Here is a 26,182-nt window from a genome sequence, read left to right on the forward strand (position 1 = left end):
TTTTCATGGAATTTCGAGCAATACTCTTTGATACGCGATCCATCCAGAAATACATTTTCTCCGGTAATCGCCTGAAGACGAATATCGGGGCATCTTATCTGGTGGACCGCGTTTTTGATGATGCCCTGCTGCCCGTCATTCGTGAAGTTCTGGGAAAGGATGAGCTTGACGATGTGACCTGGCAGAAGACGGCAGAGCCGGATTGGTCGGTCATGACGACGAAAGCCCGCGTCGGCTACATCGGCGGCGGCAATGCGCTGATTCTTTTTCAGCCGGATATGGAAGAAGAGACTCTGCGCGAAATAGTCAGCCGTTTTACAAAACATCTGCTGGCTGCCTATCCGGGGCTGCATACGGGCGCTGCCATCGGCACATTGTCTTTGGATGCCAGTGGCAATATGAGTGAACCGCATAACTTAACGGCACTCGTCCATCAGTTGAAGGATAACCAAAATACGATTTTCCCGGTCGTCAATGTCCCGTATACGGGCTTGACGCTCAGCTGCGAGGTCAATGGCGAAGCAGCGACGACATATGACCGCGATGAAAAGCGTTTTTTCTCCGCCGAGGTGGAGTCGAAACTACTGGCCGACCGCAAGTCGAATGACGAAGAGGCTCCGGCTGAGCGCGAACTGCTGCGCAAGCTCAAAAGCGTACTGCCAGAGGAAAAAGCAGCAGACTTTTTGAAGGAATTCACTTTCCCGATGGAGATTGGCGAGCTTGGTCAGAGGGAAACCGAAGATTACATCGCGATTGTCCATATCGATGGCAACAACATGGGCGCGAAATTTGCCGGCTGCAATACCCTGACGAAACGCAAGAATATGTCTCTTGCGATTCGCCGTAAGACAATCCAGGCTTTTACGGAGCTCCTGGAAAAAGTCACGGCTGAATATGATACCTACAGCAGCTATCTGACACTCCATAAAAAGGATGGAAAAGGCTTCCTGCCAGTGCGTCCGCTCGTGCTTGGCGGCGATGATATGACCTTCGTCTGCACGGCAAAAGTCGCAATAGCGTATGCCAAGTTCATCATGGAGTCCCTGCAGAAAAAAGAGATTGCCAGCTGCGGCGGTATTGCCATTCTGCCGTCGTCGTATCCGTTCTTCCGCGGTTATGAGATGGCAGAACAGCTCTGCGACGCCGCGAAAAAGAGCATGCGTGCCCTGAAAGCCAAGAAAGACACGGAATCGTGCTGGCTGGATTTTGCTCTGCTGCATGGTGAGCAGGCCCCGACTCTTGAACAGATTCGTGAGCAAGAATACCATGGCGTTCTTGGCAACATGCATTTCGGACCGTACCGTGTCGATGCTGACGCAAGTCAGGCTGACAGCCTTGCTGCCCTGCTGCAGGGCATTGCAGAAATGCGGGATGGCAGGCACAAGATGCCGCGCAATAAAATCAAGGAACTGCGCCGCGTCCTCGCCAGAGGCGCGCATGAGCAGAGGGAATTCCTTGTTCAGTTCAAGTATCTGCAGCAGTCGGGGGAAGCGATGCGTCTGCCGCAGGTCGCAGCCTGGAAGCCTTATGAAGAGAATCTTTGGGAGCACGGACGGACGCCGTATGTCGATGTCATTGAGCTCCTTGACTATGTACCGGCGGCAAAGGAGGATGAGTGAGCATGGCAAAGCATAAAATGACACCAGCAGAGCGGCGTAAACTCGAAGCGGAAAAACGTAAAAATCGCGGCAAGCAGGCCTCTGAAGCCAATCGTGAGAAGCAGCTGAAGGCTCAGGGTCAGCAGGAAAAGCCAAAGTACAAGAAAAATCCTTCATCTGCTCCTGTTCAGCCGAACGGTCCGGCAGCAACAGGGGTTGCTCCGAAAAAGACCTGGCAGCATGAAGAAAATATCGAGCCCTTAACCCTTGCCTATAAATCCTCTGCGAAGATGAAGGAGATTGATTTTGGTGCACCCATCACAATTCGTGTGCAGTCGCTTTCCCCAATCCATCTTGGTTCCGGTCAGGCGGATGTCAATGTCGATGCAGAGGTCATCCACGATGATGTGGGCCTGCCGTATTTTCCGGCCAAGCGCTTTAAGGGCCTGCTTTATGAAAGCGCCCTTGAGGTAGCGGAAATGTCGGAGCTTGCTGGTCTCAAACTATTGGATAAAGCAGAATTGGATGAATTATTCCAGCATGGCTGCCTCGGCAGGACGCAGCTCATTGTGCCAAATCTCTATCTGGAAGGTTATGATGAGATGCATGAGAACTGGCAGGCACTGGAAGAGAACTTTCCTGCTCTGTTCCAGCCGTCTGATGTGCTGGAGCAGTATACGAGCCTGCGCTACCAGACAAAGATTGACCGCGAGACGGGCACGGCTGCTGATACGTCGCTCCATAACATGCGCGTTGTCGATGAAGGCCTCTGCTTTACGGGTACGATGACCATCGAGCACAGCAGCCGCCGTGCCTTTGAGATCCTCGCACTGGCCCTGCGCAATCTCAGTCGGTCTGGTCTCAAACGCACGCGTGGCTTCGGCCATATCGCCTGCACGATGGAGCAGAATGGCAAGGATATCCTGCGGCCGCTGCTCAGGGAAATCTTACATTAAATAGAAGGGAGCAGAAATGATGAAACAACTTACCATGAAAATCCGGACACTTGCGCCGGTCGTGCTCTCTTCGATGAGCAATGCCACGGTCATGACAGCGTCCCATACATATTTCAGCGGTTCAATCGTCCGCGGTATGCTTGCCAGCCGTTATATCAAAGAACAGAATCTTGGCGAACACGCTGAGGAAGATGAGGATTTTCTCTCTTTGTTCTTTGACAAACTGCGCTTCACGGCAGCTTACCCGCTGACAAAAGAAGGAAAACGCACTTTTGCCCTGCCATTTTCTCTCCAGAGGAGCAAGGATGGCAAAGATTTACTGGACCTCCTTCAGGATGAAGGAAAGGCGGGATTCAAGTCTCTGAAAGGCTTTGGCGTCATGACGGAAGAGGGGATTCTGCCCGTCGATGTCCGCAAAACCATCAACCTGCACATGAGCCGCAGTGACCAGAAGAATAAGGACGGCAAGGAACGGCTGGCAGGCCGGTCTCTTGCCGGCGGCATCTACAATTATGAAGCCATTGATGCCGATCAGGACTTCATGGGCATTATCTACGGCGAAGAAGCGGAGCTTCGGAAACTGCGTGACAGAGTGAATGCCGAAAGCTGGCAGTCGCAGGCAGGCCGTTCCCGCTTTACGCAGTATGGCACCTGTGAAATTTCACTTGGCCCTGTTGAAGATGTACCAGTGCCGGCTGTCGAAACGAAGGATGGTGCTGTCTGCCTGCGTGCCGATGCACCAATTCTGCCGTATGAGCCATTGGCAGCCAAGGCCGCTGAAGCGCTGAATCCGCTTCTTGAGGAGATGGAAGAAAAAGGCGGCTACATTGATCCGGATAAGGATGAGCCTGAGCCGCTGCATTTCGAGATTGACACAAAGCCGCAGTCATTCTTTGGCAAGACGGAAATGGTTGAAAACTTCGTTGGCGTATGGGGAATGAAACGGCCAAGAGAGCAGGCACTCTCGGCAGGTACGGTCTTTTGGCTGCGCAAGAAGGATGGCGATTTCACGGAGCGAGATAAAAAAGCCCTGCAGAGCGTCCTTTATGAAGGTGTTGGCAAGCGTACAGAAGAAGGCTTTGGCCAGCTGCGCATCTGGAATGGTTCACCAAAGAAACTGGTGACAAAACAGCCTAAGGCTGAAGCCAGGATGAATCACCTGCAGGATACTGTCCGTAAACACGCAGAAGCTATTCTCATGAAGCATTTTGTGGCACAGGTGCAGGTCTGGGCTGCCGAAGATGTACAGGCTGCGAAGGGATTTTTCCCTGAGAACGGCGCACATTTCTTCTCACGCCTCGATGCCCTGCTTGGCGGCCAGGTGAAGAAATCACAGGAGCATCTGGCAAATGGCATCGCGTATGAGATGGGCAATGGCTCAACGCCGTTTGCCAAGGGGCTGCAGAAAGTTTCTGCCTGCGACCGCAAACTGCGGTATTATCTGACAGAGGCCAAGCTCTCGGAGATACCGTACAACCAGAGAGACTGGCAGAAACTTGCTGAGGAAATGCATCTTAAGGAAGCGATGCAGGCAATCGGCATTACGGATGGTCTCGGCAGGTTCCAGTCATCTGAAACACTCTTTTATACGTATTGGCATTGGTTCTTCCGCTATGGCCGCAAGGCTGCTGCCGGAGCAGGGAAAGGAGACGAGGCGTAATGAAGAAGGAAAGCATCGCCGCAAAAATTATGGCACAGGGCGAGCTCGTTCTTGATGCACCGCTGCTCATAGGTTCTGGCGGCAGTGATGACAGCGAGGACCAGAAAGATATCCATGTACTGCGCAACAAGGACGGCATTCCGTATATTCCGGGAACTTCGCTTGCTGGTGTATTGCGGGATTTCATCGAAGCCGATGATCCTGAGATGGGAGCGCTGCTCTTTGGCACGCCGCAGGAAAGCAGGAGCAGCGAACGGGAGCTGCAGAGTGCGATTTCGCTGTATGACGTCAAGCTCAGCAATGCTGATGTCATCGTACGCGACGGCGTCAGTATCGATGCAGTTACAGGCGTGGCCATGGCTCATCATAAATTCGATTATGAAGCCGTGGACAGCGGCGCGCATGGCATCCTGCAGGCAGAAATCACACTGCGCGGCATTCATGCCGAAGCAGCGGAGCAGCTTGAAGGCACTCTGACGCGTCTGCGCGACCGTCTGCTTGGCGGTTTTTATCTCGGTGCCCACACGACCAAGGGCTTTGGCCGCGTGCATCTCAAGGACCTGACCGTGGATTATTATGATTTCAGTCAGCCAAAGGACGTACTGGCCTGGCTGAGTCCGGAGCGCGGCAGGGCACAGCAGCATGATGAATATACCGGCAGCACGGAGAAACGCGTTTATGCCGAACAGGATTTTGTCGTAGATGCCGACTTTGCTCTGGCCCATTCCCTGATTGTCCGCGACTACGATAAAACAGCCCGCGATGCGGCAGGTTCGGGAGATACGTCCATTGCTTCTGTCATGAAGACGGACAGCCGCGGCAATTACATTATCCCCGGTACGAGTCTCAAAGGCGTCCTGCGCCATCGGGCCGGATACATCCTGCAGAAGCTCGGCAAAGATGAAAAAATGGTCGAGCGCATGATGGGCCCTTCCCCCGAAACCATGAAGCTTATGCCAAATGAGGCGAAGATGCGCAGCAAATTTCGTGTCGATGAAGCTGTTATTTCGCAGGGCGTTGTCAGCAAAGAGCAGTCGCGCAACCGCATTGACCGCTTTACCGGCGGCACCATTGACACAGCGCTCTTTACGACTAAGCCAATCTGGCAGAAAAAGAAAGATGAGCCTGTCGTGCACCTGCATTTCGGCGTGACAAAGGCAAAGGCATGGGAAGCAGGTCTTACCTTGCTGCTCTTGAAAGACCTCTGGCTCGGCCGCACAGCTGTCGGCGGTGAAAAGAGCATTGGCCGTGGTACTCTTGAGGGCCTCTCGGCCGAAATCTCGTATCAGGGCAGAAAGTGGCAGCTTCATAAGGGAACAAACGTGAAAGAAGCAGAAGCAAAAGAATTGCAGCAGTTTGTCACGGCACTTGTTGAGGAGGCATAAGCATGAATCAAGAATTCTTGAAGATAAATTCCGGAAAACGCCTTGTCAGACCCGTTTCCATATCAAAAGTGGAGACGCTGCTGACGGCTCTGCTTCAGCATGTGCATTTCACGGAAGGCACGGTCGTGGTCTGGCAGGTTGACAAGATTCGCTGGGGCAAATGGGCTGACGGCAAATTCACGTTTGCAGATGGCCAGCCCGAAAATATCAAACTCTGGCTGGAATGCCGCGTCTTCAATGAACAGGCTGAGCTTCATCTGACCAGCAGGAAGCTGCGCTTATCCGGCCACCTCGTTGAAGATGGACAGGGGGAGCCTGCAGAATATGTGGATGCCTGCTCCCGCTTCTGGGGCGAATGCCAAGAAAAAGATGCAGACTGGATGACACTTCATGATGAAGACCGCAAGCTTTCGCAGAAAATGCCAGCTGTTGCCGACGAAGCAAGATTCTATGGCCTCGTGACACGCAACTACATTGGCATTAATGAAAAGACGGGTCAGGCTGGCTATGTAGATTACCGTTATCTGGCCGTTCGTTCGGCAGATCAGAAAGGGGATGCATAAGATGCCAAATTATTCCAATAACAGGGGGCGCAATTCCTTTAGCGCACGCGATGATGAAAAAGCAACAGCTGCTTACAACTTTGTATCCCTGCCCGATAAGATTCTGCCTTCTGAGCTCGATGACTATCGTCAGGACCTCTTGTCGGATGATGAAGAACGCATTCATAGGGCATTTTGCTCTTTCCTGCAAAAGAAAGGCAAGCTGTCCGGGCATATTGACTTGGACATGGAGACGTTAACGCCGCTTTTCATCGGCGGCAACGGTGAACAGCCCTTTTCTCCGGCAGGCCGCGTCATCCTGCCGGGCAGCACCATTCGCGGCATGGTCAAGAGTCTCTTGAAAATCGTCAGCTGCGGCAGCTGGCATGGGGACGAAGACATCAATGACCGCCATGTGTATTTCCGCTGCCTGATGGCACCGAGCAAAGCTCCGCTATGGATGAAAGATTTGCATAAACTTTATAGCAATCGCATGACGACAGGGAAACAGAAAAATACAAAAATGGGAATTCTGGCTAAGGATACGCATGGAAATTACTTTGTTTATCCTTTATTACCGAATCGTACGCCACAGCGAATCCTGATTCGTGAATATGAAGAAAATTTCCGGGGAGGGGCGTCTATTCCAATTCGAAATTCTTCAACCATTGAATGGCATGAGGATCAGGCTTATATCATTACAGGCAGCCAGAAGAGAGAAAAATTAATCAATACACAGGCAGCCTATGACCGCCTGTCTGGTGATGAAAAGAAGAAAAAAGGCAAACAGATGATACGATATTTCAGTCTCAAAAATGTGGACTGGAGCATAAAGCATCGTTTTCCTGTACCGGATGCTGTTGTGAATGATTATGTTGAAGATACAAATCGCCGCGGCGTTAATCTTTTGGAAAATAAGGATGGACGTCTTTCAGCGGACAGAGCGACAGCACTTGGTGCCAATGTAAGTGAAGATATCGTTTCAGTTATTCCTTGTGGTTATCTGGCTGAGAATGGTGAAATTACGGCATTTGGTCATGGCTTGAGTTTCCGTATTCCTTATCAGAATGGCATCATGGATGCCGTCCCAGCTGCTTTAAAGAAAGACACGATTGATTTTGCTGCTGCTATCTTTGGCAATAAGGAACGCTGGGCCAGCCGTGTCTTTTTTGAAGATGCGGAACCGGAAGGGAATATAGAGAAATTAGCTACGGCCACTGCTCATCCACTTTTGCAGCCGAATCCGACGTCTTATCAGCTCTATCTGAAGCAGGATGGCAATAAGCTCAAGCATTGGGATGCCAACGGTGCCAAAATTCGTGGGTATAAGATGTACTGGCATGATAAAACGTCTGACTGGAAAGCGACACCAAATGAGGAAAAGCTGACCAATGTCGTACGCAGAATTACGCCAATCAAGCGCGGCAGTAAGTTCCAGGCAAAAATCCGTTTCCAGAATCTCAGTGAGCTTGAGCTCGGTGCGCTGCTGATGGTCTTTGATCTGGCCGGCAATCGTCAGGCAGCAGCTTATAAGATTGGACAGGGCAAGGGCCTCGGTCTTGGCAGTGTCAAGATTAAGTCGAAGCTTTATCTGGATACGCCGGAAACGTATACGACGCTCTTTACCGACGGCATATTGAGTGAAAATAATGTGCATGATAGCGGCAAGACGTATCTCGATGCTTTTGAAAAATACGTAAATGAGCAGGGGCTTTCGCGCTGCTGGCAGCAGACGATGCGCGAAGTGGCAGAGATGCTTGACTGGAATCATGCCGAGAAGACGGCGGGCTGGGCTGAACGCGTCAAGTCGATGAGCGGCGATGTCCAGAACGACACAGTCGATGAACGCTTCCGGACGCGCGCCATCCTGCCGACTGTCGATGAGGTATATAAGGGATGATTGGTGCTATCGTTTATCGGCTGCGGGCAGAGGGCTCTGCCCGTCTGCCGAAGTTTCACGGCCGGCTCATGCATGGCCTGATGTTCCATTTGCTGCAGTCGTATTCCGATGAACTCGCTTCGTTCATCCATGATGAACTTGACTACAAGCCGTTCACAGTATCCCTGCTGCAGGAAAACATCGGCCAGACATATCGGTTGGAAAAGCGCGGCACGGGCAGGCAGAAAGAAGAAGCGTTCTATATAAAAGAAGGGCAGTCTTATTTCTGGCGTGTAACCTCTCTTCATGACACGCTTCTGCAGCTTTTGGTCGCTCTGCCGCAGGGGGCAGTGCTGCAGGTTGGAGATGCTCCGATGCGCCTTGAAGAAGTCATCGTCGATGGCCGTTATCATACGGGCGTCGTCGATGAAAATGAGCTTGTGGCAGGGGCTTTATCGGTGTCCTCGCTGCAGCGCGTTGCTTTCCGCTTTTCGTCTCCTGTGGCCTTCCGCAATTATGACCGCGATTATCCACTGCCGCTGCCGGATCTCGTTTTTGGCTCTCTGGCCGATAAATGGTCGCAGATGGAAATGCCCTTGGAAATTGACCGCAAAGCCGTACGGGAAGCTGCTCTTGGCATATCTCCGCTTGAATGGCAGGGCTTCAGCCGCAGGGTTTATTTCGGCCACGACAGGGGGACACTCGCCTTTACAGGCATCTTCGCCTATGATATGCGTGAGCTTTCCGAGGATATGCAGCGCATCGCCCTGATGCTCGCGCAGTTTGCCGAGTTTTCCGGGACGGGCCGTCTGACGGCACAGGGCTTTGGTCAGACAAAAATCGATTGGCGCTGACATCACATTATTTTTGACACGAGGAAAGCCCTTCTTTCTGCTAGGATGAAAATATCAAGCAATTCCTAAAAAATGGCAGAAAGAAGGGCTTTCTATGTGTGTCATATATTTGCTTTCAGAACAGACGAGACTGCGTCAGGTGGGAGGACGCTTCCTTCTTGAGAAAAATGGCCGGCGCGCAGCCAGCGTTCCCATGGATGAAGTGGAGTGTGTCATTCAGGGAAAGTCGGCCGAGATTACGACACCGGCGATTTATGAGCTCCTCGCACGCAATATCAGTATCTTTTATGTCGATGGCCGCGGCCGCCTGCTTGGGCAGCTTGGCCGCATGGATTTGTCGTGGGAGCGCAGCCGCATCCAATATGACAATTTCCGTGATGAAAAACGGCAGGCAGAGCTCATTCGCGATATCATCCGGAGCAAGATGGACGGACAGATTGAACTGCTGCGTTACTATGCCAAAAATAAAAAGGATTTGGAGCTTGCATATCTTGCCGATGAAGTCCGCAAATATAAGAAGAAGCTCGCAACGACAGCATCAGTCAATGAGCTGCGCGGCCTTGAAGGTATGGCTTCACGCAAGTATTTTGATGGCTTTCCGCTCATCCTGAATCAGCAGCTGTGGGAATGGAACGGCCGCAACCGCCGGCCGCCGGAAGACCCCGTCAATGCGCTTTTGAGTTATGGCTATGCCTTTTTAGAGCGTGAAGTCCGGCTTGCCATTTTAGGGGCCAGGCTCGATGTACGCGTGGGCTTCCTGCACAGCAACAATGGCCGCAAGGACAGCCTGGTCTATGACCTCATGGAGCCATTCCGCCAGCTCATTATCGACCGCTTTGTGCTGAAGCTGCTCAACCGCGGTCAGTTCCATCCCGATGATTTTTCTTATGATGATGTCCTTGGCTGCCGCATTGCCGAAAAGGCACGGGAGACGTGGATTCATTGCTATGAAGAGATGATGCAGAAGCCCTGCCGTGAATATGAAGGGCTTTCTCCCCGCGAATGGATTCGCAGCTGGATTCGTCAGTTCGCCGATGAATTGTTCCGCAATGCCGTTTCTGCCGTATGAAGTACCTGATTTGTTATGACATTGCCGAGCAGCGCATTCGGCAGCGCGTGGTCAAGCTGCTCGAGCGCCGCGCTCATCGTCTGCAGTACAGCGTCTTTCTCGGAGAGTTCAAGGAATGTGAATATAGGGCATTGCGGGAACAGCTCCTTGACATCACGGCAAATTCCGAGAGACGCCTGCTGCTCATTGTGCCGATGTGCGCCATTTGTGAGGCCAAGACATGGATGGCCGGCAAACCGATGGAAGAAACAGATCCATCGTGCTTTGTCATTTAAGGATATGAGGGAGGGATTCTTTTTGGATTTGAAAGAGCTGCATCAGCAGCATCAGTATGAAGAAATTTGTTCCTGCTGGGAGCAGCATAAAAGCACAGATGAAGAACAGCCCTGGCCGGAATGGAATTACGTCTTTGCCATGAATGCTCTTTATAAACTGAAGCGATATTCAGACTGTCTGGACCTTTATCGGGAATTCCACAAAGCCTATCCTCAGTCGAATCTCATCAACGACCGGATGGGCTGGGCCGTTTACCATGTCTGCCTGAAAGGGCACGACTTCAAAAAGGGAGATAACGGGCGTTATCTCAAACAGGTCGATTATGTCCTGCATCATTGTGAGCCTGGCCCATATTCTCCTGTGGCTCTGGTGGTCGGACAGGCCGTTAAAGCCATTCTCAGCGGCAGCCTTGGCAGCAAAATCGATTATCAGCGGGCCAATGATTATCTTGATCTTCTGGATCCGAAAAGCTTATCACAGGAAGCACGGATATTCCAGCAGGAGGATGGCAAGACTCGCAAGTTATCCTCACAGCAGGAAAAATGGTACGCCTCGAAATGCAAGGTGCTGCTGCATCTAAAGAGATACGATGACTGTGTTGCCTGCTGTGATCAGGCACTTTCTGTCATCGATCATTTTCACAGCAACAATGACGTCTGGCTCAGGAGACTTAAGATTGAGGCTCTGCTGCAGCTTGGGCGTGTCGCCGATGCCAAAGGTACTTTTGAGCAGATGCTCACGAGTCCGTTCCATCCGTGGGTACTTTATGAACTCGGCTATTATATTGCCGTTGCAGAAAAGAATCCGGCATCTGCCCTGAAGTATATCGGAACCTGTGCTTTAGCCGACCAGAGTCACGAGATGCGCGTGAAATTCTACGAGGTTTCGTCCGATTTCCTGTATCAGCACGGCTTTGAACACATGGCCATGCTGCAGGCCCATCTTGTCGATCTCATCCGTCAGGAAAAGGAATGGAAAGCCCAGGTGCATCGTCATAAATGGCAGATTGCAGAGGATGTCACCGCGCTCGATAAAAAAGCCACGCTTAAGGAACTGCGGGCATTCTGGCAGGAACAGCGCGATAAAGACAAGGTATTTCTGGAAGGGACTGTTAAGACGGTATTGCCTTCCGGCAGAAATGGGTTTATTAAAAGCCAAACGGGCCCTGATTACTTCTTCTCGTTTGCTGACGTAAAATCTGGCCGCCAGCAGATAAAAGAGGGGACACCTGTACGCTTTACGCTGGTGAAAAGATTAGACCGCAAGAAAAATCGCCTGTCTGATAATGCCGTGGAGATTACGGTCCAAAAATAAGGGGATGATTCTATGGGGATAATGGATTCGTTCAATAAAGATAATCTTGCCAGCGGTTGGAAGACGGTCACGGATGTAGCCGGCAAAGTCGCTAAACAGGGGGCAGCCGGCGGAAAATTTGTCGGCGAAAAGGCAGTGCAGGGGGCCGCAGCCCTGAAAGAAAACGTGCAGGAGGATCTTGCGCGCCGTAAGGAGACCAGGCAGATTCAGGCGGCCTGCAAAGAAATCATCGAAAAGAATCAGCTGCAGCTTGCCGTATCGCAAAAAATGCTGGAGGAAGAGGTCGCTTCATTTAATGAAGCCGTTGAACAGCTTGCTAAGACACAGCTCTATGTCTACATGCGGTTTTGTCAGTATATGAAGGAGCATCATCAGCAGGACCTTGCCAAAAGTTCTTTCGATGGTGCAGCATCGCCGGATGATATGCATGTCTGGCAGGGAAAAGGCTATGCCGCAGGAGCTGTGGCAGCCGGTACAGCTGCGGGAGCAGCTACACTTGGCCTCGTAACGGCCTTTGGTACGGCGAGCACAGGGACGGCACTTGCCACGCTTTCAGGCCCTGCCTATGTGCATGCCACCCTCGCGGCACTTGGCGGCGGCTCATTGGCAACAGGCGGCCTCGGCATGGCCGGCGGTGCCGCCGTACTCGGTGCCGTTGTTGCCGCGCCGATGCTAGCGGTTGCCTCTTTTGCAGCCGACCGCAAGATTCGCAGCGATTACGATGAAGTCAAACGCTGGCAGCTGGATGTCATTCGCTACAGCGAAGAAGTGCAGGATGCCTGCCGCAACAATAACCAGCGCCGTCAGTCCCTGCGTATCTTAGGTCAGGATATGCATGCCTTTGGTATCTTCTTTCAGGAAATGCTCAATACCGGTCTTGGCGCTGCGGCCTGCGATGAAGGCAAGGCGTATATGCCGCTGCTCAATGATGCTGCTACGACGCTGATTGCCTACAGTCAGCTGCCTGTGGGCAAAGGACAGGCACGGGAAAATAATCTGCAGGACTTTGAAACCAAACGGGAGCAGCTGCATGAGGTAGAACGCCGCTGCAAGCTGGAATTCTATCATTACTGCGGCTCTTTGAGTGCGCCAAAACAGCTGTTTTTGGAAAAGGCACGTGAACAGGACTCTTTCGTGCTGGCAGACCGTCTGCAGGAGGCGATTGCAGAGCTTCGAAAAGTCTTTCTGGAAGGCCTGCAGGATGTAAAGCAGAACGTTCAGACCATGCATGTGGAGATGAATACACGCTTTGATGCGGTCGACGCAGCCTTGCTCGATGTCAAAGGGACACTGGCGAATATGTCCGGCGATATCCGCCGTCTGCAGCAGGAAACCGAACGATATCTGGCAGCGGAAGAAGATGATCCCGAGGGCCGCGAGAAAATCTTACAGGACTTTACCGACCAGCTGACCAGCCGTTTGCTCGACTCTTCGCTTTTACGCAGCCATGATCTATGCGCCAGAGAGCAGGAGATTCTCGAAGAGCGCTTCGGCGATAATTGGCAGCGCTTAAAACCAGAGTCGCAACGTTTTTTGATTACGGCACGTGTTTTATTTTCGCAAATGGAGGCCGTTTCCGACCAGCTCGATTATTCCGGCGTCTGCATCCTGATGCTCAAGGCTTTGGAATGCGAACTCCATCAGCGCTTTTTCTGCGATTATCGCGATTTTATGGAGTCGAAACATCCTTTTTCGCAGCAGGCAGCCGCTTGGCCCAGCGTACTTTGCTATCATGACCGTCAGGGAAGATGGCATCAGCTGGCAGAAGAGCGTTTTACACTCGGCAGTGTGCCATATTTCTGCAATATCCGTGTGCCAGAGCATATTTCGGATAAGGCCAACGAACATGACCGTGACTGCCTGCTGGCTTATGCGAAAGAAAAACTCTTTTCACGTGGCCTCACGGAGAAGCAAATCTGGCAGGACCTTACACAGATTGGCCGGGATGCGGAGCGCGTGACCAAGCGCTACCGCAACCGCGCTGCTCATGTCGATGCCCTGCAGCATAAAGAAGCCCGCGAATGCATGGATTTCCTGCTTGATGTTCAGCAGGTCATGGTCTGGATGATGAAAGAATTCGCCGCCTGACCATAAGCCACAGTTTTTTTGACACATAAGAATACACGTCCCCTGCTATCCTAGAAGTAGCGATGAAAGAACGGAAAGGGCAAAAATGGCTGCCTTTCCATGTACCTTGGATAGGAGGGGATTCTTTATGGATAATAAGGAAGAAAAAACTATTGAACAGCGTCTGTCGGAGACAGCCGATGAGCTGCAGGAACGCATCCGTTATTATGGGGAAAGCAAGGAAGGGCAGGAAGAGGTTCGTCAGACGGTTTATCAGGCGGGGCGCGTCATTGGCGGCGCGGCCAATCTCATCTGGACCATTGCCAAAAGCGCGGCAGGCTGCATGGCACGCAAAGCCTGTGATTATTACGAGGCGGGCCAGAAGGCCAAAGAGGGGCAGTACAAAGAGGCAGGCAAAAAAATCGTGGATATCCAGATGCGGCGTGTAAAAGGTACCGCCATGGCCGCGGCGACGGCAGCCGGCACGGTCTGCAACGGCGTCAAGGCAGCCTGCACGAGTGATACGGAGGCTGCAAAAAAATTCCGCCATGGACTGCGCAACTGCGCAATCGTTGGCGGAACGGTTTTGCTTGCCTCAGAGGCTGTGGATGCTATTGATGGGATAGATTCGGAAGAAGCAGCTTCTGCCGATGATGATGCTCACGACATAGGTACAGATTATGGTGATCCTGCAGATTTGCCGGATGCCGATGGAGCAGGCGATTTATTGCCATCAACCGATATCGATGATCTGCCCGGTGTCGAAGACGGTATGCTCATTGATGATTCGCCCAACAATTTGGCCGAAATGGCCGAAGCCGGCGAATTCAATGATACGCATCATGTAAGCGAAGTCATCCGCAGTCAGGATGCCCGCATGGAATTCTTAGCACAGCATGATCTTGAACGCATCCCGAGCGGCTGGGAAATTCACCATGTCGTACCGCTCTGCGAAGGCGGTGCAGATTCGCCCGATAATATGGTCCTCTTAAAAGCAGAAGACCATGACTGGATTACCACGCAGCATCGTCTTTTCTACGGCTGGCCAGGTCCGGAATATTGGGGTCAATCCTGAATATTTTGCCAGGCAGCCAGCAAACGCTCTATGATGGCCTGACGCATCGGCTCCGGTGATAAAACGGCAGCTGCGGCACCGAGCGAAATAATCTGCTGCAGGATATCTTCACGGTCAAAATCATAATAATAGATAGTCAGGGTGTAGATATCCTGGTCTTCGTCATAACTGGCTTCTTTGTCGTAGGACGCAAACATCATAAAACAGCGTTCTACGGCATTATTTTTACGCGAAACTTCAATGCATACGGACCGCCGACGGCTCTCCAAGAAGTCCTGAAAGGCCTGCTCCGTGGATGCCGGAATGGATTTCTCCAAGATATGCACGTCAATCAGACTGGCGATATTGATTTTGACTGCACGCTGCTCTTCTTCCTGCCAGATGATTAAATGACAGCGATTGGCCGCCGCATCATACTCCAGCCGACACGGTGCACAAGCCCCCTCATGCAGCCGTCCCTGCTGATCGCGGCTGCGGTAATACAATTTTTTCTTCTGATGCAGGGCCTGCCAGATGACAGTTAATTTATCCTGCAATGTCGAAAAGTCATCACCCCGCTCGTGTACGACCTGCCAGATACTATTCAATGACCACGCAGACATGTCCTGCAATGCGGACGCAAGCTTTTGACGCAGCTCCATGGGCAGCAAAAAAGCCACGCGCTGATCCTGCAGCATGAGATGCAGCCAGACGAGTTCTGCAGCAGACGGACGATAATGAATGGGCTTATCGAGAAACAGTACAGCATGACCGTTCGTTCGAAACAGGAACAGGGTATCGATGAGTTCCTTGACGCGCTCCTGAGTGTTCCAGTCCAGGTTCGGCAGTTCTTTCAGGATATCCTGGCGCGTCATTTCCCGTCCCTGATGAATTTCATTGATGATGCGGCACAGAGCTAGGAAAAGCTCCGAATGAACTTCATGAAAGAGTGGGGCATAGGCCATAATTCTTCAGCGCCTCCTCAATATCATCACGCATGCGTTCCTTTAAATGAGCCGGGCCGTCCTTTTCAATGCGGACGTGCGGATAAAAGGTCCGCAGCCACGGCATCAATTTGAGATCGTCGACAACAGACAGCGTACAGCGAATAGTGCCTTGCTCGTCATCTTCGAGTACAGCTGTTGGAGCATGCTCTTGAATTCGATAAAGCAAGTGCTTTTTGCTGGCTTTATCTGTATAAGTAAACAAAATCTGCATATCATGCGGGGCAGTTTCTTCAAGTCGCGGAACTAGAGGTACGGCCTCTCCCATCTCCATATCCTGAATCAAATCCACACGAAAAGACTGGGAAATCGTAAACTGTTTTGAGATATTGCGGCGCTTGCGAACGGCTAAAAGGTATTGACGTCCCGTTTCAAAGTCCGTTACCAGCCGCTGCGGGATGGCCGATATTTTTTTCTTTCGATAAGAGAACTGTACCGACATATGATGCACGATGCCGTAGGCCAGCGCATAGACGACATCATCATCGAGGATGCGCGTAATCGTCGTATGTTTGAATTGGGCCGCCAGTGCGGGGAGAGTCACATCCGGATACATCTCTTGGAGCGTCTGCGAAAGGAAATACCCCGGTATACCGACGGCCGAGATATTCCGATAAAAGGCAATCGCGTCCTGAAGCCAACTAACTTCCTCCGCCGTTAAAGCGGCTAAAGGATTGGAGGCAAGCTCGTACCGGAATCGTCCATTTTGACTCTGACAGGTCAAGAATCCCTGTTCCGTCAATTCCTTGAGATAGCGGTGCAGCGTGCTGCGGCTGATTTCCTCATACTGCGGCGGGAACTCCTGATCCGTGGGAACCAGCTCATATTGATACAAGGTTGCTTCGTCGAGTGGCTCATCGCTGTCCGAGAAAATTTGCAGTATGCAGATGAGCGCAAAGGCGGCTGAGCTGGTTAACGTCTTGATTTCATATGTCCTGGCCAGATCATTAAACGAGCTGCGATAGGAATCACCCTTTAAGCTGTGAATCTCGCGATGCCCCTGCCGGACCGCCTGCAGCCGATCTTCCGGCAGGAAAAAGCGCACACGCGCCCAATTATCCTCATAACTCCTGGCACTTTGATGAAGCTGATGTGCCAGGTATTTTTTATGGTAACAGCCATACGAAATATACCGCAGAAACGCACGCAATTTATCATAATCCGCGATATACTTATTAAGGCTGCGCGATGTTTGTTTTGCCATAAGCGAATCCTTCCTTTGCTTATGTACTTTATGCAGAAAAGAATACTATTATAAAATTTTACAAGATGCCGGCAATATCCTGCTTTTTTTCCGCGAACTTCGCAGTTTTTTTGACACGATACAGGTCCTAATTTTTTCTACAATAAAATCATCAAAACGATGCATAAACGTAGAAAAAAAGAAAGGGGCCTGCTGTATGGAACAGAATCTTTATCAGCGTATCATGGAAAAAACGTATGGTGAACATCGTGACCTCAGCCAATTGGGAAAGCAGAATATCGAAGCCATACGCCAGGCCGTAAGGGATCTGCGCCTGAGCTATCAGAAAGGGGTCTGCGCGAAGCGATACGACTCGGAGGAAAACCGCAAAGCCTATATGCTCGCGTATTATCCCAATTACGTAGAGCCGGCGCATCAGATCGTCAGCCGCTTCGTCGTGCCGGCACTCAAAAAGCACCAGTCGTTTTATCCGACTTTGAACCTGGCTTTCTTTGCTGGCGGTCCCTGCCCGGAACTTTACGGCACGATGAAGGCATTTCAGGGCAAGCAGGTTTACGGCAGCGCGATGGTTTCCATCCTGGATTGGGAAAGCGGCTGGCAGCCCGAACAGGACATCAGCTGGCAGCTCTGCCAGGAAGATGGGCTTCTCGATGCTCACGATGACGGACTCCTGATCTACCGCTGCGATAATCTCCATCGCTGCGAGAGCTGCTCGCACGGCCATCTCTGCCGTCAGCGCATTTATGAGAAGGCCAATGTTTACTTCCTGCAGAACTTCCTGAGTCATGTGAAGCCGGAAGAAGAAGACTGCTTCTTCGAGAAAATGCATACCTGCATTGAAAGGGCTCAGCAGGGCTCGGTCTTCGTCATTATGGACCTGCCATATGCGAACAGCCTGCGCCTGATGCTTGACCTGGATGAGCAGGAAGGCCTGCCCTGGTCGGCTAACGTCAAGACGCTCGGCACGAATATCTACAACGACGGCCAGCCCGAGTGGAGCCAGTGCCCCTACGAAATGCCGCTGTCCCTGCGGGAAACCGTCTTCACGGGAGAAGATGGCCTGATTCCGAAAAAATGGACAAAATACTATTACCTCGTTTTGCAGAAATGCTGAAAGGATGAAGATTAATGATAATCAGTGCAAGCCGCCGGACGGATATCCCGGCCTTTTATAGTGAGTGGTTCATGAATCGCATCCGCGCGGGCTTCGTCGATGCGATCAATCCCTTCAATCGCAAGCAGGTCAGCCGCATTTCCCTAAAGCCTGAGGACGTCGACTGCATCGTCTTCTGGACGAAGAATGCCAAACCGCTGCTGCCTTATCTTGACGAACTCGACCGTCATTACAAATTCTATTTCCAGTTCACGATTACGCCGTATGACCGCGATGTCGAGCCGGCTTTGCCGGCTAAGAAAGACCTTATCCATACATTTCAGGAGCTGTCAAAGCGTCTTGGCAGGGACCGCGTCATCTGGCGCTACGATCCCATCCTGCTCAACGAACGCTACACCATCCAGCAGCACTTCCATGACTTTGCCGAAATGCTTGAGAAGCTCGCACCGTACACGGACCGCTGCGTCATCAGTTTCCTTGACCTTTATAAAAAGACTGAGCGCAATACGCGTCCTTTGCAGCTGCAGCCGCTTGGCCTGGCCGAAATGAATGTTTTAGCCGAAGGCCTCGCAAGGCTCGCGAAAGGCTCGGGCGTGACGCTGCAGTCCTGCTCCGAAGAAATTGACCTCGATGCTTATGGCATTGCCCATGGGGCCTGCATTGATAAGGAACGCATCGAAAAAGTAATTGGCGCTCCCATTGACGTCAAGAAAGATCCGACTCAGCGCAATGTCTGCCACTGCATGAAAAGCGTTGACATCGGCCAGTACGATACATGCCTGCACCGCTGCCGTTACTGCTACGCCAATACCAACGGCAAAATTGCGCTGGCAAGCTACGCCGACCATCATCCAGACGCCACCATTCTCTCCGGCAAACTTCGCGGTGATGAAAAGATCACCGAAAGAAAAGTTACCCATCTGCAGAAGAAAGTCAGTATCGAAGAAAGGATGGATTCACTGTTCTGATATCAGGCATCGCCATACAAGCTATCACAACAATATTTTCTTCAATAGGAAGAAGAGAGAGGAGGATGTTATTATGTATTTTCTGTATGGAAACCGGATTCCTGGGATGTTCGTATTTTGCGCTGATTGGGAACAGGCGCATGACTATGCTCCCATTCCTCTTATAGATAAGAATATTCGTCGCCTTTCGGATGATACGACCTATGATGAACTGGTTGAGATAGCAGGTATCATTGGCGATAAAGTACTGCTGCCTATTCTTTATAAAAAATTGTCAACATATCGTTCCAAGTACAGTATCCCGGAACCGAAACACGATAAAAATCGATATGGGGTATATCTTTCTCCGGAAGAGATCGACATTTCCCCGGATACCACGGAAGAATCGGCATCGAAGCCAAAGACCGATATCCCTGCTTTTGAAAGCAAAGCTATGACTGTGGACATGACACGTCCGCTCAATCGATATACGGAGGCTTCAACAAATATTGAAGCAGCAAATCCTTCCTTTGCTGTTCAATTATGCCTGCCGCAGATCGTGAACTTTTACGTTGATGGCAGCTGCCTGGAAAATACATTCGGCGGCTTTGCTGCGATTGCTTTAGACGGCGGCCGTCCGCTTGCTTTCCTGTCCGGCTCAGCAATCGTGAGCAGCTCAAATGAAGCGGAATGGCGTGCGGTTTATCTCGCTCTTAAATCCATCATGACGGAACATCATCAAGTCTTTATCCATACAGACTGCATGGACGTTGTTCGCATCATGAATGGTGCGCAGAAAGTTGATCATCGCTCGGATGACTTCATTCAGATCCTGCAAGAAATCCATACCCTTTGTCAGAATCACGATGTAACAGTTTCGTATATACGCGGCCATAGCGGCAATGAATGGAACGTAGTAGCAGACGCCCTTGCCAAACGACAGGCTGCAGATTTTCGACAGTCCCACCCAGTTATGGCTCCTACGGTCAAGAGAAAAAAGAAGCAGCAGACAAGCAGCCAGGAAGTAATGCAGGAATGCCTTCATTTTCCGAATGTACAAGCTGTATAATCGGGTTCGCCAAGAGCGGGTTATGATGAGATAGATTTATTGAAAGAAACCATATCACATTTTTTCTGACATGAAGGCAGAGTCATTTTCTTCTATAATTAGGATGAAGCAAATAAGAAGAGAAGAACTCATGGATTTTATATTTTGAAAGGCGGTCTCATTATGTGTCAGGATTATAAAAAAGCTCAGAACAACATTGCTGCCATGACGCATGAAGCGTATGAAGGCAGTGTAGGGGCCAGAGCCTTGGCTCGTGCGGGTCAGTGTCCCAATCTCAAAGGACATGTCCATGAAGTTATGTTCTGCGATAAAGTCAACGCCAATCCGGTGAATATCGCAAAAGGGCACCATGCAGAGTTGACGAAATCCAATGTCGCTAAAATGAAGGATATCATCGTCAGGAACAGACAGGGAAAAATTGTCTCGCATGCACAGCTGAAAGACACGGTAAGCTCATCGGGTGTGGCCAAAACAGCCAGACAGATAAAAGCCGGTCATTACAATAAAACCAGAGTATACGGTACCGAAGAAACCACTGCGAAATTAGCAGGCAAGACCACACAGAAAGTGCATTCCTCCGGAATTTCTTCTGAGACGACTCAGCGCGTTGCCGATAAAGCATTGGGAAAGATGCCAAGTCTTTCCAGCATAGGTTCAGCCGCAAAGTCTGGTGGCGCGGCGGGTGCTGCTATCGGTGCAGGCATTGAGGCGATTTCTTCGATTTCTGACGTTATCGACGGCAAAAAAGATGCTGCAGACGCGGTCGTCGATATTGCCGGTGCTGGTATCAAAGGCGGCGTCACCGGCGCTGCTTCTGCGGCAGCTGGCAGTATGGCAGCCGGTGCTGCAGGAGCTGTGACGACAGCCGTAACCAGCACAGCCATTGGCGGAGCGGCAGCAGCTACCGCCGTAGGAAGTGTCGCCGTCGCCGCAGCGCCACTGGTCGTCAGCTTTGGCGTGGCTTGCGCTGTAGGAAGTTTTATTTCGTCTCTTTTTGATGATTAAGTTCGCTCCATTCATATAAAGGCATAGAAAAGAGGTGCATGATTTATGGGTGAAATCGTCGTCGTTGATGATTGAATCATCTATTTACATGGGGGATGGTCGTTTGAAAGATTACATGTGTGGGGAGGAATTAGTTTTGACGGATCTTAGGAATGAAATCGTGTTCAAAGAAGAAGACTATGAAGAGGATGCTTGCGAAGAAGAATACTACGACGAGGAGCCAATCGAGAACATAGAAGATACAGAAGGTGATGAAATTTTATATTAAAGCATACTTATAACGGTTGAACCTTAACGAATAATGTCAGATACTAGAGTGACATTTTTTATGTAGACAACGAAGTCAATTGGCTTTGTTGTCTTTTTCTTTTCCTGGAAGGAGCTCTTTTGTTATAATGAAAGGACAAAGATCTCAAGCAGACTTCGGCAAGAGATTTGAGAAAATAATGAGATGGTAGGCAGGATTCTAGATGCCCACAAAAATACTAAACAAACACTGGTTCTTGATTAAACTTGGAGGGAAAAATGGAAATTGACGTGCATAGCGCAGCCGCTTGGTATTTTGCCATTATAAACGCAGTGACCATAGCGGTCTACGGCTGGGACAAGCTATGCGCCATCCGTAAGTGGTGGCGTGTGCCGGAATTGGCCCTGCTTGGTACAGCAGCCATTGGTGGCAGTATAGGAGCTCTGGTGGCGATGAAACTGTTCCATCATAAGACGCTGCATCTAAAATTCAAATATGGTGTGCCGTTGATATTGGCACTGCAGGCCGCTGGCCTTATATATCTGCACATAGCGAGATGATGAAATGATTTATCTTATCACGGACACACATCTTGGCCATAAGAACATGATTCAAAGCTGCAATCGGCCGGAGAATTTTACGAATCAAATTCTGAAAAACTGCCAGAAAATGATTGGCAAAGATGATCTGCTCATCCATCTGGGTGACGTGGCCTGGTATCAGGAAGTGATGCAGCGCTTCCTAAAGCTGCCGGGACGCAAAATCCTCATTCGGGGAAATCATGATAAGAAGTCGACAGCGCATTACATGCAGGCCGGCTTTATGCTGGTGGTCGACGAGATGACCATGACTTTGAACGGCATGAAGGTGCTCTTTTCGCATGCCCCTGTTTACGGTCATTCTGCCGACATCAACATTCATGGACACCAGCACGATCTGCATTATGAGGACCAATTCTATCGGTATTGGCCTCTTTCGTTGGAGCATATGGGTTATAAACCGATTGCGCTTGACGATGAAGTACTCTCGACTCTTCGCTGCTGGGTGGACCGCAAGCGAAATCCAAACATCCATGAGCTCATGGCACTTCGGCAGGATTATCTAGGCAAGGCATCTGCGCGGGATTACATGGGAAATATCCGTGCCAGCATGTTAAAGCCCCTGCAGATTTACTTAAGCGATGGTACCGAGATCGTTTTGAGGCAGGATGATATTGTATCGTTTCACCGCCATGAAGGCTGCATTTTTCTTGCCATCCCGCAAAATTTGTATCACGAAAAACTCAGCAGATATCCCCTTGAAGCGATTCAAGTGCCGGAGAAAGAACCTCAAGCCGACCTACTTTACCTCATCCAGAAGACACTCACCTACACGATGATGCCAGAAGAAATCTGTATGCCGCAGCGAATTCAGCTCTTATGGCTTAAGACTAGTTCTGCTTAATTGCCAAAAAAGAAGGTGTCTTTTGGCCAATGAGGATAAGTTCTGCAGAAAGGATAATATTATGAAACAGTACATTGTCGATGCTTTTACCTTCATTCACCAGAAGGCTCCTTCCTCTTAGGTAGGGGATGAATGGCGCTGTCTTGGACTGGGCTCGAGCCTAATCCAAGACATTTTTTTGCAATATACCTTGCAGTCAATCCTACCGTATCCTACAATAAAATTAGCAGATGACAAGAAGGGAGGTGCAACAAGATGTATCTGACACAATCGAATGTAATTCGCAAGCTTTCCAAGGAAGAGTATGCCATGCTTCGCGAGATGTGCCAATACAGTAATAACCTGTACAATGTGGCTCTCTACAATATCAGACAACGCTATTTTCAAGAGAAGAAGTATCTTCGGTATGAAGAAAACTGTCGTATCTGCAAGGAAAATGAAAACTACGGATTGCTTCAGGCTGGCGTAGCACAGCAGACGCTAAAAGTGGCCGATCGAAGCTTCAAGTCGTTTTTTCAGCTCATCAAGAAAGCAAAGGCAGGCGACTATTCATTTCAGAATATCAAAATACCTCATTATCGGGAAAAAGGTGGCCTTTTCAATCTGATCCTCTCGACCAATGCCATCAGCATTAAGGATGGATATCTGACCATTCCGATGAGCCGCAGCTTTGCCAGACTTCACGGAGGCAGAAAAATCAAGATTCCGTTCCCTGCAAGGCTTGCAGGAAAAACCATCAAGGAAGTGCGGATTTGCCCCATCTATCAAGGCAGGTACTTCAAGATTCAGTATTGCTATCTGCAGGAAATCGAAAAGCAGAACACGAATCCTGACAACGTTCTCGCCATCGACATCGGGCTTGAAAATTTAGCTGCTTGCGTAACCAGTACTGGGACATCGTTCCTCATGGACGGTCGTAAACTCAAATCCATCAACCAGTATTGGAATAAACAGAATGCTCATTTTCAGGCAATAGCCGCAAAGCAGGGGACGAAGAAAACACGCAGACTCCATGCTCTTGCGCAAAAACGGAATAACAGCATACAAGACTATATTCGCAAAACGGCCCGTTGCATCATAGACCACTGCCTTGCGCATCAAATCGGCACCGTAGTCTGCGGCTATAATCCAGACTTTAAACGCAGCATGAACCTTGGCCGAAAAAGGAACCAGCAGTTCACGCAAATCCCATTTGGCAACCTGCGTGAAACACTGCGCAATATTTGTGAACGCTATGGTATGACATACGCCGAGCAGGAAGAATCCTACACATCGAAGGCCAGCTGCCTCGATTTGGATGACATTCCCGTCTATGATTCTGAACATCCCTATCCAGGTACATTCAGAGGCAAGCGCGTACAGCGTGGGCTGTATCAATGCGCAGATGGCAGAACGGTAAATGCTGACCTTAACGGTGCGGCAAACATACTTCGTAAAAGTAAGCAGAACTTCGATTTCGAAGGACTGTGTAGAGGGCTCTTGGGCAGCCCATTGAGAATAAGGGTATCCTGACAGCGGACTCCTTCGGGATAAGTCTGTCAGGCATTGTCCAGATATCAAACTTCTCAAGAATCTCCCGCTTCTATAAGTGGGAGAGGTTCAATGCACACGACGGCTCAAGGCCAGGATTTTGACTGTATCTCTAGGTCTTTTGCACCAAAACTTTCTATCGTCGAAGACCCGGTATGCGGCAGCGGCCACTGCCACATTATCCCTTATTGGGCAAAACGTCTCGGCAAGAACGAAATCAAGGCATTCCAGGCCAGTGAACGCACAGGCGTCCTCTATTGCCGTATGGCAGGGAACCGTGTGAAATTGGCCGGTCATGCAGCCTTATTTTCCAAGTGTGAGCTCTTTGTCTAGAGGCTTTATGGCTGAAAATAAAAACAGCCATAAATTAGTCGAAAAATATAAAACACTCCTATAAATTTTCATTGACTAATAAACACCAGAGTGATATCTTAAATGTAGACAACGAGGTCAATTGGCTTCGTTGTCTTTTGCTTTTTCTGGAAGGAGGAACGTATCATGACACCTATGAGTAATGCAGATTATTTGACGCGCATCAAATATGCAGACGAACTGGAGAAATTGTGCGAAGCAAAAAAGAAATCAGGTCTTACCTATAAAGAGCTCGCAGAAAAGCTCGGTGTAAGCAAGATGTGGATAGCCTCTGTCTTTGACGGCCAGCAGTACGTGCCTGCAGAGTATTGCAGCAAGCTGGCTGAGGTACTTGGCTTGACGCCGGCCGATACAGCCTTTCTCTCCGAGCATCCTTATAAAGGAAATACGGATCCTATCCTGTATCGCCTCCATGAAGTCATCGATACGTATGGTCCTGCCATAAAATCTATCATTCATGAAGAAGGCGGCAATGCCATCATGAGCGCCATCGACTTTGGTCTTGATGTTGATGTCATCACCGATGCCGAGGGGAATCACCGCGTCATCATCAAAATGGATGGCAAATTGCTGCCATATGCTAAAAAAGGCAAATATCCTTGGTAATGCTATACAAGTGAACAGCCATTCATATTTTATGAAACAAAAAAGCCATTCATCAGAATGGCTTTTTACATTAATTCTCATTTAAATTACTTCTGTAACTTGCTAATTGCATAATCAACTTCGTCTTCAGTAAAGCCTTCAAAATTCAACAATTGATTACGGATTCCTTCCGTGCTCATATTTTGGCTTTGCTGATAACTCTTTGCTTTACGAGCGGCTACTTCCTTGAAATCAACATTTAAATTATTGACAGCATAATCAGCCTGTTCCTGCGTAAACCCCTCAAATTGAACCAGCTGATTTGGAATCTTGGATTTTGCCATATTTACCGTCTGGGTATATGATTCAGCTTTCTTTAGTGCGACCTTATTCCAATCAATATCGGTAAGTTTGCTAACGGCATAATCAGCATCAGCCTCTGAAAATTTATCAAATTGGACCAGCTGATCACGAATTTTATTCAGTGACATATGCATGGTAGTAGCATAGCTGTATGCCTTCTTGACTGCGTTCTTTTGATCCGCAGTAGCGTTAGGATCAACTTTAGGCGCTCCTTTTTTAGCTTGTGACTGCTCTGCCGATGCTGCTGATGACGACGTAGATGAATTAGAAGACGACTGCCCATTATTACTGCCACAGGCAGCAATGGCAAAAGCAAAAATTAGTGCCATAAAAATGGATAGAACTTTTCTCATAGGGATACCTTCTTTCTTATAAATAGATTTTTCGTTTAACTCTAATATATATTTCTATATTCATTAAAATATTCCTTCTTTTATGAGTTTATTTTAAATTTTGAATTTTCATTATAAATCACTTGCATCAATTAATATATACATCTAAAAGATAGTTATTCATGTATTCATTAAGTAAAACAAGTATTCAAAAAGGTGTACCTTATTGAATACCTGTATTTTTTATGATTTTATGTTCGTAAATATTACAAATTTAATTTATGAATATGTTCGTTTAATATTATACTTTATC

The 26,182-nt window shown here is 49.6% G+C and carries 25 protein-coding genes; 22 read left to right on the forward strand and 3 right to left on the reverse strand.

Features of this window, described 5'->3' with window-relative positions; translation table 11 throughout:
* Positions 1 to 5: 5 nt before the first annotated feature.
* The 12 genes from ACE419_RS09870 (at position 6) to ACE419_RS09925 (ending at position 14,675) form a co-directional block, all read left to right on the forward strand.
* A complete protein-coding gene (locus tag ACE419_RS09870) occupies positions 6 to 1,619 on the forward strand; it encodes a Cas10/Cmr2 second palm domain-containing protein (RefSeq protein WP_435721881.1) in 1,614 nt (537 codons plus the stop codon).
* Positions 1,620 to 1,621: 2 nt separating this feature from the next.
* On the forward strand, positions 1,622 to 2,554 hold the full coding sequence (locus ACE419_RS09875; protein WP_435721882.1) for an RAMP superfamily CRISPR-associated protein: 933 nt from the start codon (positions 1,622 to 1,624) through the stop codon (positions 2,552 to 2,554).
* Positions 2,555 to 2,570: 16 nt separating this feature from the next.
* Positions 2,571 to 4,214 (forward strand): hypothetical protein, encoded by a 1,644-nt coding sequence (locus tag ACE419_RS09880; RefSeq protein WP_435721883.1) that lies wholly within the window; start codon positions 2,571 to 2,573, stop codon positions 4,212 to 4,214.
* Positions 4,214 to 5,599 (forward strand): RAMP superfamily CRISPR-associated protein, encoded by a 1,386-nt coding sequence (locus ACE419_RS09885; RefSeq protein ID WP_435721884.1) that lies wholly within the window; start codon positions 4,214 to 4,216, stop codon positions 5,597 to 5,599. The genes ACE419_RS09880 and ACE419_RS09885 overlap by 1 nt, the downstream gene beginning before the upstream one ends.
* Before the next feature lie 2 nt (positions 5,600 to 5,601).
* Positions 5,602 to 6,162: a type III-D CRISPR-associated protein Csx19 gene (gene csx19, locus ACE419_RS09890; protein ID WP_435721885.1), complete on the forward strand. Its 561-nt coding sequence runs from the start codon at positions 5,602 to 5,604 to the stop codon at positions 6,160 to 6,162.
* Between the two features lies 1 nt (position 6,163).
* Positions 6,164 to 8,041, forward strand: a complete 1,878-nt coding sequence (locus tag ACE419_RS09895; RefSeq protein WP_435721886.1) for a TIGR03986 family type III CRISPR-associated RAMP protein — start codon at positions 6,164 to 6,166, stop codon at positions 8,039 to 8,041.
* A complete protein-coding gene (gene cas6, locus ACE419_RS09900) occupies positions 8,038 to 8,874 on the forward strand; it encodes a CRISPR system precrRNA processing endoribonuclease RAMP protein Cas6 (protein ID WP_435721887.1) in 837 nt (278 codons plus the stop codon). The genes ACE419_RS09895 and cas6 overlap by 4 nt, the downstream gene beginning before the upstream one ends.
* 94 nt (positions 8,875 to 8,968) lie before the next feature.
* Positions 8,969 to 9,943, forward strand: coding sequence for a CRISPR-associated endonuclease Cas1 (gene cas1 / locus ACE419_RS09905; RefSeq protein ID WP_435721888.1), 975 nt, complete (start codon positions 8,969 to 8,971; stop codon positions 9,941 to 9,943).
* Positions 9,940 to 10,218 (forward strand): CRISPR-associated endonuclease Cas2, encoded by a 279-nt coding sequence (cas2, locus tag ACE419_RS09910; RefSeq protein WP_435721889.1) that lies wholly within the window; start codon positions 9,940 to 9,942, stop codon positions 10,216 to 10,218. Before cas1 ends, cas2 begins: the two co-directional genes overlap by 4 nt.
* A 22-nt stretch (positions 10,219 to 10,240) precedes the next feature.
* Positions 10,241 to 11,533, forward strand: coding sequence for a hypothetical protein (locus tag ACE419_RS09915; protein ID WP_435721890.1), 1,293 nt, complete (start codon positions 10,241 to 10,243; stop codon positions 11,531 to 11,533).
* 12 nt (positions 11,534 to 11,545) lie between these two features.
* A complete protein-coding gene (locus tag ACE419_RS09920; RefSeq protein WP_435721891.1) occupies positions 11,546 to 13,621 on the forward strand; it encodes a hypothetical protein in 2,076 nt (691 codons plus the stop codon).
* A 127-nt stretch (positions 13,622 to 13,748) separates the two neighbouring features.
* Positions 13,749 to 14,675: an HNH endonuclease signature motif containing protein gene (locus ACE419_RS09925; protein ID WP_435721892.1), complete on the forward strand. Its 927-nt coding sequence runs from the start codon at positions 13,749 to 13,751 to the stop codon at positions 14,673 to 14,675.
* On the opposite strand, the gene ACE419_RS09930 is transcribed toward ACE419_RS09925, so the two are convergent.
* Entirely contained in the window at positions 14,666 to 15,619 is a 954-nt protein-coding gene (locus ACE419_RS09930; protein ID WP_435721893.1) for a WYL domain-containing protein, read from the reverse strand. The two genes, ACE419_RS09925 and ACE419_RS09930, sit on opposite strands and share 10 nt — an antisense overlap.
* The gene (locus ACE419_RS09935) at positions 15,594 to 16,862 is read right to left on the reverse strand and encodes a helix-turn-helix transcriptional regulator (protein ID WP_435721894.1); all 1,269 of its coding nucleotides are present in this window, start codon (positions 16,860 to 16,862) and stop codon (positions 15,594 to 15,596) included. Before ACE419_RS09935 ends, ACE419_RS09930 begins: the two co-directional genes overlap by 26 nt.
* Positions 16,863 to 17,058: 196 nt before the next feature.
* On the opposite strand from ACE419_RS09935, the gene ACE419_RS09940 reads away from it, so the two are divergent.
* The 10 genes from ACE419_RS09940 to cynS all read left to right on the forward strand — a co-directional run bounded on the left by ACE419_RS09940 (position 17,059) and on the right by cynS (position 25,195).
* Entirely contained in the window at positions 17,059 to 17,976 is a 918-nt protein-coding gene (locus tag ACE419_RS09940; RefSeq protein WP_435721895.1) for a hypothetical protein, read from the forward strand.
* A 14-nt stretch (positions 17,977 to 17,990) separates the two neighbouring features.
* Positions 17,991 to 18,944, forward strand: a complete 954-nt coding sequence (locus ACE419_RS09945) for a DUF1848 domain-containing protein (protein WP_435721896.1) — start codon at positions 17,991 to 17,993, stop codon at positions 18,942 to 18,944.
* Between the two features lie 73 nt (positions 18,945 to 19,017).
* Positions 19,018 to 19,992: a ribonuclease HI gene (locus ACE419_RS09950; RefSeq protein WP_435721897.1), complete on the forward strand. Its 975-nt coding sequence runs from the start codon at positions 19,018 to 19,020 to the stop codon at positions 19,990 to 19,992.
* A 162-nt stretch (positions 19,993 to 20,154) separates the two neighbouring features.
* A complete protein-coding gene (locus ACE419_RS09955) occupies positions 20,155 to 20,997 on the forward strand; it encodes a hypothetical protein (RefSeq protein WP_435721898.1) in 843 nt (280 codons plus the stop codon).
* A gap of 103 nt (positions 20,998 to 21,100) precedes the next feature.
* Positions 21,101 to 21,265: a hypothetical protein gene (locus tag ACE419_RS09960; RefSeq protein WP_435721899.1), complete on the forward strand. Its 165-nt coding sequence runs from the start codon at positions 21,101 to 21,103 to the stop codon at positions 21,263 to 21,265.
* A gap of 257 nt (positions 21,266 to 21,522) precedes the next feature.
* Complete coding sequence (locus ACE419_RS09965; RefSeq protein ID WP_435721900.1) at positions 21,523 to 21,804, forward strand: DUF1294 domain-containing protein; 282 nt, start codon at positions 21,523 to 21,525, stop codon at positions 21,802 to 21,804.
* Between the two features lie 4 nt (positions 21,805 to 21,808).
* On the forward strand, positions 21,809 to 22,687 hold the full coding sequence (locus tag ACE419_RS09970; RefSeq protein WP_435721901.1) for a metallophosphoesterase: 879 nt from the start codon (positions 21,809 to 21,811) through the stop codon (positions 22,685 to 22,687).
* A 255-nt stretch (positions 22,688 to 22,942) separates the two neighbouring features.
* Entirely contained in the window at positions 22,943 to 24,199 is a 1,257-nt protein-coding gene (locus ACE419_RS09975) for an RNA-guided endonuclease InsQ/TnpB family protein (RefSeq protein WP_435721902.1), read from the forward strand.
* Positions 24,200 to 24,289: 90 nt separating this feature from the next.
* Entirely contained in the window at positions 24,290 to 24,550 is a 261-nt protein-coding gene (locus ACE419_RS09980; protein ID WP_432648259.1) for a PhzF family phenazine biosynthesis protein, read from the forward strand.
* A gap of 165 nt (positions 24,551 to 24,715) precedes the next feature.
* Positions 24,716 to 25,195, forward strand: a complete 480-nt coding sequence (gene cynS / locus ACE419_RS09985; protein ID WP_435721903.1) for a cyanase — start codon at positions 24,716 to 24,718, stop codon at positions 25,193 to 25,195.
* A gap of 86 nt (positions 25,196 to 25,281) precedes the next feature.
* On the opposite strand, the gene ACE419_RS09990 is transcribed toward cynS, so the two are convergent.
* On the reverse strand, positions 25,282 to 25,890 hold the full coding sequence (locus ACE419_RS09990; protein WP_435721904.1) for an Ltp family lipoprotein: 609 nt from the start codon (positions 25,888 to 25,890) through the stop codon (positions 25,282 to 25,284).
* Between the last annotated feature and the right edge of the window lie 292 nt (positions 25,891 to 26,182).

This window comes from Mitsuokella apri (assembly GCF_047974105.1).
In the GTDB taxonomy this organism is placed as follows: Bacteria; Bacillota; Negativicutes; order Selenomonadales; family Selenomonadaceae; genus Mitsuokella.